Genomic DNA, 13,110 nt, shown 5'->3' on the forward strand with positions numbered 1-13,110 from the left:
GCGGGTCAAGTTGCGGAAAAGGGGTTATACATGCGTTTCAGCAGAATGGTGACTGTCGTCGGCGCCCATGCGGCCGGCGAGCTTAACGAAGTCATCACCGGAGGCGTGCTGCCGGTGCCCGGCGACACCATTTTCCAGAAGATGCAATATCTGGAAAAACATGGTGACGAGTTGCGGCAATTCCTGCTTCATGAGCCGCGCGGCAAGGTCACCCAGTGCGTCAATCTGGTGCTGCCTGCAACCCATCCGGAAGCCGATGCCGGTTTCATCATCATGGAAGCGGAATATTACGTGCCGATGTCTGGCACCAACACGATCTGCACCGCAACGGTGCTGCTTGAAACCGGCATGATCCCGATGGTCGAGCCGGTCACCCAGCTGACGCTAGAGGCCCCTGCGGGTCTCGTGAAAGTCAGGGCGGACTGCAAGGACGGCAAGGTAACCGGCATTACCTTCGCCAATGTGCCCTCTTTCGTCATGGCTCTCGATCGCAAGGTGGAAGTGCCAGGGCTCGGCACCATCACCGCAGACGTTGCCTATGGCGGCATGATCTACGTGCTCGTCGATGCAAACGCACTGGGCTACGATATTACTCAGGACGAGGCGGCCGAACTCGTCGACGTCGGTGAAAAGATCAAGTTGGCCGCTGCAGAGCAGATCCCCGCCATCCACCCGGAAAATCCGGAAATTCACACGATCAACCAGACCCTATTTGCCGGTCCTATGCGCACGGAAAATGGCGTCAAGCGATCGAAAAACACTGTCATCGTGTCGCCCGGTCGCCACGATCGCTCACCCTGCGGCACCGGCACCAGTGCGCGCCTTGCCGTGCTACATGCCAAGGGTCAGATCGGTGTCGGCGAGCGATTCGTACACGAGTCAATCATTGGCACCGAATTCATCGGTGAGGTCATCGAAACAACCACGGTCGCCGGCCGGCCGGCGATCCGACCCGCCATCACCGGCACCGCCTGGATTTCCGCTTTTCATCAGTATGTCCTCGATCCAACCGATCCGTTCCCGACCGGCTACAAGCTCGGCGATACTTGGAAGACCTCGAGATAGGGGCCGGCGCAGATGGTCTTCTCACTGGTGCTGACAGAGGCCCGTTACAGCATCCGTCAACCGACAAGCTCCGCGAACACAACTACGGTGACAAAAATGGGAAAGATTTCGACCGTGCCGTCACGCTCATCCTATGATTACGTGATCATCGGCTCCGGTTCGGCAGGCAGCGTGCTCGCCGGCCGCCTCTCCGAAGACGGCAAGAACCGTGTGCTTCTCCTGGAAGCGGGACCTTCCGACCAGCACATACACATCCGCATGCCTGCAGCACTTCCGCTGCCACTTGCAAACGACCGCTTCAACTGGTTCTACACCTCGGAACCCGAGCCTCACCTCAACAACCGAACCATCCTTGAGGCGCGCGGGCGAGTGCTCGGCGGGTCTTCATCGATCAATGGGATGAATTGGGTGCGCGGCAGTCCGTGGGACTACGACAGCTGGGCGGCCATGGGTCTTGAAGGTTGGAGCTACAAAGACGTTCTCCCCTATTTCCGCCGTGCCGAAACGTCAGACAAGGGCAGCAGCGCCTACCGCGGCGGCAAGGGTCCGATGAAGATCGAGACCTGTAAGGCCGACAGCCCGCTCTACCGCGCCTTTATCAAGGCTGGCGTACAAGCTGGCCATCCCCTTATCGAAGATCACAACGCCTACCGTCAGGAAGGTGTGCATATCACCCAGCGCAATATCGGGCATGGCATACGCTGGAGCTCCTCCCAAGCCTATATCCATGCTCAGCCGCAGCGCGCCAATCTCGACGTCGTCATCAAGGCCAAAGTGCTGAAGATCGAGTTTGAAGACAAGCGTGCCGTTCGGGTGCGCGCGCGCATCGATGGCAAGCATTTCTCGATCGGCGTCGACAAGGAAGTGCTCCTGGCGGCCGGCGCGCTTAATTCGCCACAACTGCTGATGCTGTCGGGCATCGGTGCTGCCGAGGAGCTTCGCAAGCTCTCCATCCCGGTTGTCCAGGATCTTCCGGGTGTCGGCAAAGGTCTGAAAGACCATGTCGCCGCTCCCGTGCAATATCGCGCGACGAAGCCCGTCTCGATTGTCGGAAAACTGACACGTTTCGGCAAATTAAAGCTTGGTCTTCAGTGGCTGGTTGCCAAGAAGGGCCTCGGGGCAACGAACTTCTTCGAAGTCGGTGGCTTCCTGCGGACCAACAACAAGCATCCTGTCCCGAACGTCCAGTTGGAATTCGTTCCGCTCATCGGCGAGATGCAGCACGGCAGCGTCGCACTGGAAAACGGCTTCCAATATTTCTTCAGTCTGATGCGTCCGAAAAGTGAAGGTCGAGTCTGGCTTGCAAGCGCCGATCCCGATGTTGCGCCCAAGTTCGTGTTCAATTTCCTTGAGCACGAGGATGACCGCAAGGAGGCAATCGAGGCCGTCCGCGCCATCCGCCACATCGTGTCGCAGCCGGCCTGGAGCGACATCCGCGGCGAGGAGGTAACGCCCGGTAAGGCCGCGCAATCCGACGAGGACATCCTGGCGTTTCTGCGCAAGGAGGCCGGGACAAACTATCATCCCTGCTGCAGCTGCCGCATGGGAACCGATAGCATGTCGGTCGTCGACGCCCGTGCCAGGGTCCATGGCATCGACAACCTGCGCGTCATCGATGCCTCGATTATGCCTGCCATCGTCAGCGGCAACTTGAACGCCCCGGTCATCATGATGGCCGAAAAGCTTTCGGACGACATTCTCGGCAAAAGGCTTCCGAGCGAATTGGCCGACTACTACCTGCCAGCGGCAGAGTGAAGGAGTTCCACATGACTGCAAACACTGAACGCAAAGGCGATGTCTTGATCCTGCGTCCAGAAGAAGGCAGGAATTTCTGGCAGCCAATGCCTGCCAACGGTCATATTTCGGTGCGCGTTGCGCCCGGCTTCGTCAAGGTCGAGACCCCATTCAGCTTGGGCACGCAGACCTTGCCGCCGCAGGGCTATGTCCGCGAACATGCCCATCCGGTCCATGATGAGGTCCTGCATTTCATCTCCGGCAAGGGCAAGGCCGTCGTCGAAGGCGTGGAGTATGACGCCCTGCCCGGCACGACGATTTTCGTCGGCCGCAATCGCAAACACAAATTCATCAACACCAGTGCGGACCAAGACCTGCATTGGCTCTGGTTCATCCAGCCCAACGGACTGGAGGACTTCTTTGAGGAGATCGGCCGTCCGAGGGAGCCGGGTCAGCCCGATCCGACACCCTTCCCCCGACCGGAAGACGTGTTGGAAATCGAGCGGCGCACTGCGTTCGTCGCAGCCAAGCCGGAATAACGCCTAGGGGATCGAAATGCCTACGATAGTGGCGTCGGATGGATGCCGGGTGACCTACGACGTCTCCGGCAACGGCGAAGTATTGCTTCTCATACCGGGGCTCGGCGGCCAAGCTAGCTTCTGGTCGGCGATCGCTCGCCGCCTTGCCGAGAACTATCAGGTTGTCTCCTTCGACCACCGCGGTACGGGCCGCAGCGATCGGCCAGACGGAAAGTACTCGATCGCGCGTATTGCCGAGGATGCGTGCCAGATCCTGCACGATATCGGCGCGGCAAGCGCCGGCATCATAGGCCATTCGACCGGCGGAATGATCGCGCAGTATCTGTCACTCGACCATCCCGAGCGGGTCAATCGGCTTGTCATCAGCGGCAGCTGGGAAAAACCCGATGCGCGTTTTCGCACGATGTTCGAAGCCAGGCTGGGCGTGCTTCTGGAGGCGGGGCCAAAAGTGTATCAGCGCCTGACGCACGCAATGGGTTACCCTGCCGACTACCTCGACCGCCATCGGATCGAGCTCGACGCCGTTATCGAAGCTTCCCAGTCTGCCTTGTCGCCTCTGGCGGTGGCCAGTGCCCGGATCGACATGCTGTTTTCCGATTATCGATCCGACGAACTGGCTAGGATTGGGGCGCCGACGCTCGTCATTGGCGCAACGGACGACGCTCTCATTCCCTTTTATCACTCGCAGCGGCTTGCCGCGATGATCCCAGCGGCGAAGCTGACAGTGCTCGATGGCGCTCATTTCTTTCCGAAGGTGCACCCTGACAGGTTCGTAAAGATCGTCCGCCAATTTCTGGAGTACTGATATGCCTAAAGACCCACAGAAAATTGCAATTATCGGCTTCGGGGCGATGGCACGCAGCCTGCAGGCTTCCCTGACCAAAACGCAGAGCAGACTGGCGATCAGGGCAACGCTGCTTCCGCGGGAGTTTCATGCGAGCGCGGAGTTGCCGGACAGTATCCACCTCTGCGGCACCGTCGAGGAGCTCATCGAATGGGCACCGTCCCTTGTCGTCGAATGCGCGAGTCACGAGGCGGTCCGTCATGCCGTGCCGGAGCTGCTGCGGGCAGGTATCGACGTTGTTGTCGTCTCGGTCGGCAGCTTGTCTGATGGAGCGCTCCTGGCGGACCTCGAAAAGGCGGCCCAGTCGGGCAAGAGCCGTCTCACGGTCGCCTCTGGTGCCATCGGTGGTCTTGATGTTCTTCGCTCGGCAAAGAGCGCCGGTCTGGATACGGTCATTTATACCGGCAGCAAGCCGCCGGCTGCGTGGAAAGGTACACCTGCCGACGACGAATTCCTGCTGTCCGATCTGCGGGAAAGGACGGTTATCTTCGAGGGCACTGCCCTCGACGCCTCGACCCTTTACCCCAAGAACGCGAACGTCACGGCTGCCGTCGCGCTTGCCGGTATTGGCTTTGAGAGGACCAAGGTGACGCTCATTGCCGATCCGACTTCGACAAGCAACACGCATCAGGTGGAAGCTGGCGGTGCATTCGGACGCTTCTCCATCCTGCTGGAGAACCGTCCGCTTCCCGATAATCCCAAGACGTCGTGGCTTGCTGCACTTAGCATCGAGCAGTGCATCACTCGCCACTTCCAGAACATCGAACTTTGAGGAAATGAAGATGCGTCTCATCAATAAAGTAGCAATCGTCACTGGCGCAGGTGCCGGTATCGGCGCGGCGACCGCTGAACTGTTCATCCAGGAAGGGGCAAAGGTGGTCGTGGCGGATTTCAACGCTGACGCGGTCAACGAAGTGGTCCGCCGTCTCGGCGAAGATGCCATCGCCTGCAGCGTCGACGTGCGCGACAGCGCACAGGTCAAGGCGATGATCGACCTCGCCGTGAAAAGGTTCGGCGGCCTCGATATCATCGTCAACAATGCCGGCCGCGGCAGCCTCGGCACTGTCGAGACGATGGAAGAGAACGACTGGGACGACATCATCGCCGTCAACCTCAAGGGCGTTTATCTATGCTCGAAATATGCCATTCCGGCACTGCGCGCCCGCGGCGGCGGAGCAATCGTCAACACAGCGTCCAATATTGTCCAGTTCGCAATCAAGGATCGGGCGGCCTATGTGGCCGCCAAGGGAGGGGTTGCGGCTCTGACCCGTGCGATGGCTCTTGATCACTCGGTCGACAACATTCGCGTCAATTCCGTCGCGCCTGGCGTCATCTGGTCGAACTACTACAACAAGATGCTGACGCAGGTTCCGGATCCGGACGCATTCGTCAGCGGGCTCAAGGCGCGTGCCCCAATGGGCCGCTACGGCGAGCCTCGCGATATCGCCAATGCGATCCTGTACCTCGCCTGCGATGAGTCCGGATTCGCGACGGGATCGATGCTTACAGTCGACGGAGGCGCGGCCGCCTGGTGAGGAGGCCGCGAGCCATGACCATGATCTTGGAAGAGAGAGACTATCGGATCAAGGCCGGCTATGTCGCCGACTTTCTCGAAAAATACCAAGCGCTGGGTCTGCCAGTTCAACGTGAGCATCTCGGCGAACCGCACGGCTTCTTTGTCTCCGACGTCGGCGAACTGAACCATGTCGTTTCGATGTGGCGTTACGCAGACATGATCGAGCGCGCGGAAAAGCGTTCCAGGATGCTGACCGACCAGCGCTGGCCCGGATATCTCGCCAGCATCAAAGGGCTGATCGACGTGCAGACTATCCGCATCCTCATCCCAACGACGTTTTCGGCACTTCGATAGGCAGTGATCAGACATGCCCGCTTTCAAGGAAACGATCTCAATAACCCATGATGGTGCTCTATCGGCGATTGCTGCTGGCGTTGCGGAAGCGATGTCAATAGGTGTTCCGCAATGTATCTTCATCGTCGATGCAAGCGGCGAGACGATTGCGAGCCTGCGCATGGACGGAGCGAAATACCTCAGCATGCACACGGCACGCGCCAAGGCGCGCACGGCTGCGTCGATCAACAACGCGACAGGTTCGATGCCATACGAATTCGGGACCGCAGCAGGCATCGCATCCCAAGGCGGCGTCACACCGCTGCCGGGCGGCCTGCCCGTCCGTTTCAGCGGCCGGCTAGCCGGAGCGATCGGAGTCGGCTCCGGCACAGGCGACCAGGATTTCCAGGTCGCGCGCGCGGCGCTCGCGGCGATCGGGGCCGACGCGGTCTGATGGATCACCGCAGCGCCAGCCGAAGCGAGAGCGAAAGGACCATACGCGGCCGGCCCGAGCAGATCGCCACGAGGGTCGTCTTCTTCGTTCTCGATTTCGGCATGGCCGCGTCCTGCCCTCGTCGGTTTCATTGCCCACGCAAGCAATCTTTCCACCGCCTTTTTCACAATTGCTGGATTGCTCCTCCTAATCTCAGTCGCCGGAAAGAGCGTTCGCTGACCCTTCGCAGACGGCGCAGGTTTCGAGAGCGATGAAGATGTGGTCCTGAACGGAGCGCGCTAGCACCGTACCAGACGAGCCGCTGTTCAGGCGACGAAGGTTCATGGCTGCAAGGCGGTGAACTCCATTTGTCGAGCGACAAACGATCCTTCTGACAAGGCGCACAGGTCGTCGAAGCCACAGGCCCCACTCTCGGCCCCTCGTATGCCCGAATGACTTTCCCGGAGAAGCCTTCGCATTGAATCGATAAGTGACGCGATGTGACGCATCTGCTCTCAATGAAAGTTGACAGAGGGTGTCAACTGCTGAAGAATTTCATTGTACGAACGTTACTTTCACTGAGTGAAAAAGGAAATAATCATGTCGAGACACACGCTACGCAAGGAAGAGATAAGCGGCGTCATTCCGCCACTCGTTTCGACGTTTGCGGCGGACGGAAGCTTGGATTTCGAGCTTTTCCGAAACGAGTTGCGCTTCATGGAATCCGTCGGCGTCACACTTGCTGTCGTTGGCGGCAGTACAGGGTCGGGGGATGAGATTACCGCTGATGAGCTGGAGCAGCTCGTCTCTGAGGCGGTGCAGAACAGCTCCATTCGCATTATCGCCGGCGTGATCACGACAACAACGAAGGATGCGATCCTGCGCGGCCAGAAGGCAAAAGAGGCAGGGGCGAGCGCGCTCATGGTCGGCCCGCCGATTTATACGACGCCGTCGCAGGAGGGTCTCGAGGCATTTGTACGGGATATCCACGATGCGACGCAGATGCCGATCATTTTCTACAATCACTTTTTCAGCCCTCCTTCGGTCATGCAGCGCATCGCCAAACTTCCCGGGGTGATTTGCGTGAAGGAGGTCGCACTTGAACCGGTCGCGGAGCTCGTTCAGACGGTTGGCGACCGCGTGGCGATTGCTGCCGGCGCGGATAGTGTGAACATTGCAAGTTTCCTGTTGGGCGCAGACGCCTCGATCTCCGGCGTAAATACTGTCATCCCGAAAGAGTACGGGGAAATCTACCGTGCTCACGTCGAAGGCGATTACAGACGGGGCAGAGAACTGACCGAAAAAATCGCGCCTCTTGCGCGAGAGATGATCAAGCCGGCCAACTTTCCCGCGCGCGTGAAGTTCGCGATTAATCTCCTTGGTCGCCGGGTGGGCGAACCGCGGAAGCCCAGCGGCGATCTAGCCAGAGAAGATCAAGAAAACATCCGCGCTGCGCTGCGCCACGCAGGCCTTATCGCATAGCTCGAAGACCTTACGAGGTGTCGGACCACCGACTTTCGGCACCTCATCCGCTTGCCGATACAAACACAAAAAGGGAGCAGCTGTTATGAAAGAGAAGAGCATCAACATCTTTGCATCGGCGACGTTGCCGCGTCGCAATTTCCTTAAAGCGGGTCTGGCGATCGGATCCTGCGTGGCACTTAGCCCAGCCATTGTCGATCGAGCGCTCGCAGATGAGCCATCCCGCGGTGGTATTCTGCGAGTGGGTCTGGGCGCAGCAGGGGCCAAGTCATCGCTGAACCCGTTTATCTCGACGGGAGACATGGATTTTGCCGTTGCCCAATCGATCTTCGACCGGCTGACCGATTTCGATGGCAACGGAAACATCTACAACAGCCTGGCGGAGGATTTCAGTCACAACAAGGAAGGCAAGGTCTGGAAAATCCGAATTCGCAGCGGCATTGTCTGGCATGATGGGACGCCATTCTCTGCGAAAGACGTGGTCTACTCGCTGCAGTACATGCTGACGCCGGAAAACAAAGCGGACGGCTATACCAACCTTTCAACCTTGATGAAGCCGTCTGACGTTCGGGCGCTTGACGATAGCACGGTTGAGGTCTCTCTCGCCAAGCCCTACGCGCTTCTGCCCCAAGTTCTCGGCAGCAAAGTGATGTTTCTGGTGAAGGAAGGCACGAAGGACTTCAACCAGCCGATCGGGACCGGGCCCTTTAGCTTTGTCGAGTGGAGCCAAGGTCAACGGGTGACCCTGAAGCGCAATGACGCCTTCCGGAAAGCGGGAATGCCGTATCTCGATGGTGTCGAGTTCATTGCCATCAATGACCCGACGGCACGAATGAACGCGCTGATTGCCGACCAGGTCGATGTTGTCGCACAACTCGATGGCAACCTTGCCCGCATCGTCGCAGCAAATCCAGCGATGGCTTTGCTGCGCTCAAAGAGTGCCGCCACCACAGACCAATTCATGATGGTCGCGCAGAAGCCGTTCACCGATGTTCGAGTACGTCAGGCGATGCGGCTCCTTGTCGATCGCGAGCAACTGGTGACCAATGCTTTGGCCGGCTACGGCAGGGTTGGCAACGATCTTCATTGCATAACGGATCCCGACTACGCTTCGGCGCTGCCGCAGCGACAGCACGATCCGGATCAGGCCCGGGCGCTCCTGAAGAAAGCAGGATACGACAATGATCTGGCGTTTGAGCTCTACACCTCGGACGCGGCGCCAGGAATGCTGGCGTCCGCGACCCTTATTGCGAACCAGGCAAAACAGGCTGGCGTGAAAATCGACCTGAGTGTTGTCCCGCCGGACAGCTATTACTCAGGACCGAAATTTAAGAAGACCGCAATGGCCAGCTCCGACTGGGGACAACATACGATCGAGTCAGTGTTTGGACAGGCATATGCCCGAGGTGCCTATTGGAACGAACCAGACTGGACCAACGACACGTTTGACAAGTGGGTTTCCATGGCTCGCACCACGTTCGACCCAGCTCAACGGAAGGAGTATCTCTTCGAAGCACAAAAGATCATCTGGGAAGACGGCGGCTATATCATCTGGGGCTTTAGAGACCTCCTGGACGCCGCGAACGTCCGCGTAAAGGGGCTTCTTCCCTCCAGCCAACGTAATCTTGGCTACTACCGCTTCGAAGGGATTTCCCTCCAAGCCTAGTTCAGCTTTTGCCCTGCCTACCGATGCTCCGCCTGGTGATGAGGCGGAGCAGAAAAAGAGGGAACACGGATGATTATTGCACGCTTCGCCAGGTTGCTCATCGGAAGACTAGCGCTTTCGATACTGACACTGGTAGCTGTCTCGGCGGTGGTCTTCACTGCGACGCTCTACCTTCCAGGAGATCCAGCAAGGGCCGCGCTCGGCGCAAAAGCGGATCCTGCCGCCGTAGAGGCGCTGCGCGCTGAGTTCGGCTTGGACCGACCGGCTTTTACTCAGTACGTTTCGTGGGCGTCAGGCGTCGTATCCGGGGATTTTGGAAAGTCGATTCCGTCAGGTCGTCCAGTCTGGGAGATGATCCGACCGAAGGCGATAAATACGGTGATCCTGACAGCCTCTTCGCTTCTGCTGTTGATTCCTCTCTCGTTTTTACTGGGAATCGCAGCAGCGATATGGAAGGACCGATTTCCCGACCACATCATCACCGTTCCGACGATCGTCCTCGTGGCGCTGCCGGAATTTGTTGTCGGCACTGTGCTGATCGTTGTCTTCGCAGTTGGCCTACACCTGCTCCCGCCGGTATCGCTCATCCAGGGGAACAGAACGCTGCTGTCACAGTCGACCCTCTTTTTTCTGCCGGTTGTCACTCTCCTGTGCACCACACTGGCCCAAGTCGTCCGTATGGTGCGGGCCGTGGCGATCGAGGTGCTGTCGGCAGAGTATGTGTATATGGCTCGTCTCCGTGGCCTTGGCCCAGGCCGCGTGCTCATGCGCCATGTCTTCCCCAACGTCGTGACCCCATCAATCCAGACCATTGCGCTGAACGCGGCTTGGCTTGCGGGTGGAGTCGTCGTGACGGAGGCGGTATTTCAACTGCCCGGCATCGGCAGTGCGTTCGCAGACGCTGTCATCAACCGGGACATGCCGACGGTCTTGGCCGTGACCCTGTTGATCACGGCAACATATGTTTTGATCAATCTCATCTCTGAGGTCCTGATCATGTTTCTCAATCCGCGTTTGTGGGCACAGCACGCCGTGCTTTGATTTCGTGAGGAAGATCAATGCTTCGAACTTTGCGCCTTATGTTTTCAAATCGCGCCTCATGGACATCTTTGCTCCTCATAGTAGCGGTTGTCGGCGTCGCCACCATTGGGCCCTGGCTGGCTCCTTACGCGTACGATGAGATCGTTGGCCCTCCTTTTTCACAGCTATCGCGCGATCACATCCTGGGGACGGATTTTCTAGGGAGAGACGCTTTCAGCCGGTTTCTCAACGGCGGTCAAACCATCTTGATGATCGCCGTGCTTGCAACGACGCTGGCGTTTATGATCGCAGTGCCGATTGGAATATTATCGGGTCTGAGGCGCGGCTCTTTTGACCACGCTCTCGTAGCGCTGTCGGACATCGTCTATGCCTTGCCGCCCGCCATCTTTCTGCTCGTGCTCCTCGCAGCAACCGGGCCCAGCCTGACGACCGTGATTTTTGGCATTGTGTTTATCCACGTACCCCGCGTCCTGAGAATCGTTCGGCTGATTACGATCGACATATCTCGAAACGAATATGTCGAGGCAGCATTCGTCAGAGGCGAAAGCTGGCTGGCAGTGTGTCTCAAAGATATCCTGCCGAATATCCTTCCTCCGATATTTGCTGACTATGGCGTCCGGCTTTGCGGATCGATCATTCTTTATGCCTCGCTCAGTTACCTTGGCCTGGGACTGCCGCCACCTGCCGCCGACTGGGGAATGATGATCAGCGAGAATCGCCTGGGCATCACGATCTCCCCCTGGCTTGCCGTAGCGCCGGCCGCCGCGATAGCGATCTTCTCGGTCGCCGTGAACGTCCTGACCGACAACTTTGCGCGTTCCATCGGCCATTCGAAAAGGCAGCAAAATGCTTGATTCTCCATTGATCGTTAAGAACTTGTCGATGCGCGACACCGAGGGCCGCATCATCGTGGACGACGCCTCGATAACCGTAAGCGAAGGCGAAGTGCTCGCTATAATCGGGGAATCAGGGTCCGGAAAGACCTCATTGGCTCTTGGCCTGCTGGGTTTTGCGCGGCCCGGTATGCTGATCAGCGCCGGCGAAGTGATTATCGATAATGAAGATATCCTGAGTGTCTCGGAGCAAAAGCTGCAATCATACAGGGGAAGCAAGGTTTCGCTCGTCCCACAGAATCCGACGACGAGTTTCAGCCCGCGCATGAGAATCGGCGATCAGATCGCAGAACTGCTGAGCGTTCACGGCTACTCAGCGGCGCAGACCCTAGCCTTGAGGCGGGACATGCTCGAGAATGTCGGCTTACCCACAGATGGTGGCTTCCTGCGCCGTTACCCGTTTGAACTCAGCGGCGGCCAGCTGCAAAGGATCGCGATCGGGATGGCGTTCATTACTCGCCCTCGCGTGATCGTCATGGACGAGCCCACCACGGGGCTCGACGTCTCGACCCAACAAACCATTTTGAACTTGATACGCGAACTGGTCCAGACATCGAAGGCGAGCTTCGTATATGTGACGCACGACCTTGCAGTCGTGCATAATATCGCCGACAGCGTCGCCGTGATGCTTGGCGGAAAGATCATCGAAAGGGGTACGAAAGAGCAAGTCTTCAGGGAGCCCGCAACTGACTATACGCGCACCCTGCTCAGCACAATTCCGCACTTACCCGATCGGTGTAACGTCGCCGAGGACGATGGCGCTTCCAACAGGGTACTCCCCGCTGTGCTTAAGATTGAAGACCTGAGCGTCTCCTATGGTGATGTCAGGGTCGTCCACGGGATTTCATTTTCAATCGATCGTGGAGAATGCCTGGCTCTTGTCGGCGGGAGTGGCAGCGGCAAGACAACGACCGGGCGGTGCATTGCCGGTCTTCATGCAAACGGGCATGGCCGAATGACTTTTCAGAATGCGGCGCTGAGCTTCGGCTACCGTAACCGTTCGCGGGCGCAACTGGCCGCGCTTCAAATCGTCTTTCAGAACCCTGATCGTTCTCTTAATCCGCGTGAATCCATCTATAATGCGGTGGGTCGCGCAGCAAGACTCGCGGGCGCGGACGAAGGCTCAATGGAGTCTAAGGTGACACAGCTGCTCGACAGAGTGCGTTTGCCACGACGGGTTTTGACCTTGTATCCGCCGGACCTATCAGGTGGGGAGAGACAACGTGTTGCGATTGCCCGGGCTCTTGCAATGAACCCCCACCTGCTGATCTGCGACGAGATCACCTCGGCCCTCGATGTTTCCGTACAGGCAGCCGTTGTCGATCTCCTTATGGAGCTGAAGCGTGACGGATTATCAATGTTGTTCATAACGCACAACCTGCCATTGGTCTCCGAGATCGCTGAATCTATTGTCATAATGAAGAATGGTCTGGTGACCGAATGCGGGAGTACGACCCAGGTTTTGCGTTCACCCCAGGACGAATATACGCGATTGCTCTTGGAGGCAGCTCCGAGGGTTCAGGCGCAACACCTCGCATCTCGCGTGGTTCGGTTTCAAAGTTAG

13 protein-coding genes are annotated in these 13,110 nt (G+C 58.3%); all 13 read left to right on the forward strand.

All coding sequences use genetic code 11. The annotated features are described in order from the left end of the window. Positions 1-30: 30 nt before the first annotated feature. The 13 genes from GA0061105_RS12460 to GA0061105_RS12520 all read left to right on the forward strand — a co-directional run bounded on the left by GA0061105_RS12460 (position 31) and on the right by GA0061105_RS12520 (position 13,110). Positions 31-1,065: a proline racemase family protein gene (locus tag GA0061105_RS12460; RefSeq protein ID WP_092750396.1), complete on the forward strand. Its 1,035-nt coding sequence runs from the start codon at positions 31-33 to the stop codon at positions 1,063-1,065. A gap of 96 nt (positions 1,066-1,161) precedes the next feature. After that, positions 1,162-2,820, forward strand: a complete 1,659-nt coding sequence (locus GA0061105_RS12465; protein ID WP_092750880.1) for a choline dehydrogenase — start codon at positions 1,162-1,164, stop codon at positions 2,818-2,820. A gap of 11 nt (positions 2,821-2,831) precedes the next feature. Continuing rightward, entirely contained in the window at positions 2,832-3,338 is a 507-nt protein-coding gene (locus GA0061105_RS12470; RefSeq protein WP_092750397.1) for a cupin domain-containing protein, read from the forward strand. 16 nt (positions 3,339-3,354) lie between these two features. Next, a complete protein-coding gene (locus GA0061105_RS12475; protein ID WP_092750398.1) occupies positions 3,355-4,143 on the forward strand; it encodes an alpha/beta fold hydrolase in 789 nt (262 codons plus the stop codon). Between the two features lies 1 nt (position 4,144). After that, positions 4,145-4,954, forward strand: coding sequence for an aspartate dehydrogenase (locus tag GA0061105_RS12480; RefSeq protein ID WP_092750399.1), 810 nt, complete (start codon positions 4,145-4,147; stop codon positions 4,952-4,954). Positions 4,955-4,964: 10 nt separating this feature from the next. Further along, the gene (locus GA0061105_RS12485) at positions 4,965-5,717 is read left to right on the forward strand and encodes an SDR family oxidoreductase (RefSeq protein ID WP_092750882.1); all 753 of its coding nucleotides are present in this window, start codon (positions 4,965-4,967) and stop codon (positions 5,715-5,717) included. Positions 5,718-5,731: 14 nt separating this feature from the next. After that, positions 5,732-6,052, forward strand: a complete 321-nt coding sequence (locus GA0061105_RS12490) for an NIPSNAP family protein (protein ID WP_245304296.1) — start codon at positions 5,732-5,734, stop codon at positions 6,050-6,052. Between the two features lie 13 nt (positions 6,053-6,065). Then, a complete protein-coding gene (locus tag GA0061105_RS12495) occupies positions 6,066-6,485 on the forward strand; it encodes a heme-binding protein (protein WP_092750400.1) in 420 nt (139 codons plus the stop codon). A gap of 579 nt (positions 6,486-7,064) precedes the next feature. Continuing rightward, on the forward strand, positions 7,065-7,946 hold the full coding sequence (locus GA0061105_RS12500; RefSeq protein WP_092750401.1) for a dihydrodipicolinate synthase family protein: 882 nt from the start codon (positions 7,065-7,067) through the stop codon (positions 7,944-7,946). A gap of 85 nt (positions 7,947-8,031) precedes the next feature. Further along, positions 8,032-9,612: an ABC transporter substrate-binding protein gene (locus tag GA0061105_RS12505; RefSeq protein WP_245304298.1), complete on the forward strand. Its 1,581-nt coding sequence runs from the start codon at positions 8,032-8,034 to the stop codon at positions 9,610-9,612. Positions 9,613-9,681: 69 nt separating this feature from the next. After that, positions 9,682-10,653, forward strand: coding sequence for an ABC transporter permease (locus GA0061105_RS12510; protein WP_092750402.1), 972 nt, complete (start codon positions 9,682-9,684; stop codon positions 10,651-10,653). A 17-nt stretch (positions 10,654-10,670) separates the two neighbouring features. After that, on the forward strand, positions 10,671-11,507 hold the full coding sequence (locus tag GA0061105_RS12515) for an ABC transporter permease (protein ID WP_092750403.1): 837 nt from the start codon (positions 10,671-10,673) through the stop codon (positions 11,505-11,507). Continuing rightward, on the forward strand, positions 11,500-13,110 hold the full coding sequence (locus GA0061105_RS12520; RefSeq protein WP_245304300.1) for an ABC transporter ATP-binding protein: 1,611 nt from the start codon (positions 11,500-11,502) through the stop codon (positions 13,108-13,110). Before GA0061105_RS12515 ends, GA0061105_RS12520 begins: the two co-directional genes overlap by 8 nt.

Origin of the sequence: Rhizobium aethiopicum, assembly GCF_900094625.1 — a bacterium.
In the GTDB taxonomy this organism is placed as follows: domain Bacteria; phylum Pseudomonadota; class Alphaproteobacteria; order Rhizobiales; family Rhizobiaceae; genus Rhizobium; species Rhizobium aethiopicum.

Excerpts from the sequence above, each read along its gene's own strand:
- GA0061105_RS12460 (WP_092750396.1), top strand. The coding sequence starts at position 31 with ATGCGTTTCAGCAGAATGGTGACTGTCGTCGGCGCCCATGCGGCCGGC.
- GA0061105_RS12505 (WP_245304298.1), top strand. The coding sequence starts at position 8,032 with ATGAAAGAGAAGAGCATCAACATCTTTGCATCGGCGACGTTGCCGCGT.
- GA0061105_RS12515 (WP_092750403.1), top strand. The coding sequence starts at position 10,671 with ATGCTTCGAACTTTGCGCCTTATGTTTTCAAATCGCGCCTCATGGACA.
- GA0061105_RS12470 (WP_092750397.1), top strand. The coding sequence starts at position 2,832 with ATGACTGCAAACACTGAACGCAAAGGCGATGTCTTGATCCTGCGTCCA.
- GA0061105_RS12485 (WP_092750882.1), top strand. The coding sequence starts at position 4,965 with ATGCGTCTCATCAATAAAGTAGCAATCGTCACTGGCGCAGGTGCCGGT.
- GA0061105_RS12480 (WP_092750399.1), top strand. The coding sequence starts at position 4,145 with ATGCCTAAAGACCCACAGAAAATTGCAATTATCGGCTTCGGGGCGATG.
- GA0061105_RS12475 (WP_092750398.1), top strand. The coding sequence starts at position 3,355 with ATGCCTACGATAGTGGCGTCGGATGGATGCCGGGTGACCTACGACGTC.
- GA0061105_RS12465 (WP_092750880.1), top strand. The coding sequence starts at position 1,162 with ATGGGAAAGATTTCGACCGTGCCGTCACGCTCATCCTATGATTACGTG.
- GA0061105_RS12500 (WP_092750401.1), top strand. The coding sequence starts at position 7,065 with ATGTCGAGACACACGCTACGCAAGGAAGAGATAAGCGGCGTCATTCCG.
- GA0061105_RS12495 (WP_092750400.1), top strand. The coding sequence starts at position 6,066 with ATGCCCGCTTTCAAGGAAACGATCTCAATAACCCATGATGGTGCTCTA.
- GA0061105_RS12490 (WP_245304296.1), top strand. The coding sequence starts at position 5,732 with ATGACCATGATCTTGGAAGAGAGAGACTATCGGATCAAGGCCGGCTAT.
- GA0061105_RS12520 (WP_245304300.1), top strand. The coding sequence starts at position 11,500 with ATGCTTGATTCTCCATTGATCGTTAAGAACTTGTCGATGCGCGACACC.
- GA0061105_RS12510 (WP_092750402.1), top strand. The coding sequence starts at position 9,682 with ATGATTATTGCACGCTTCGCCAGGTTGCTCATCGGAAGACTAGCGCTT.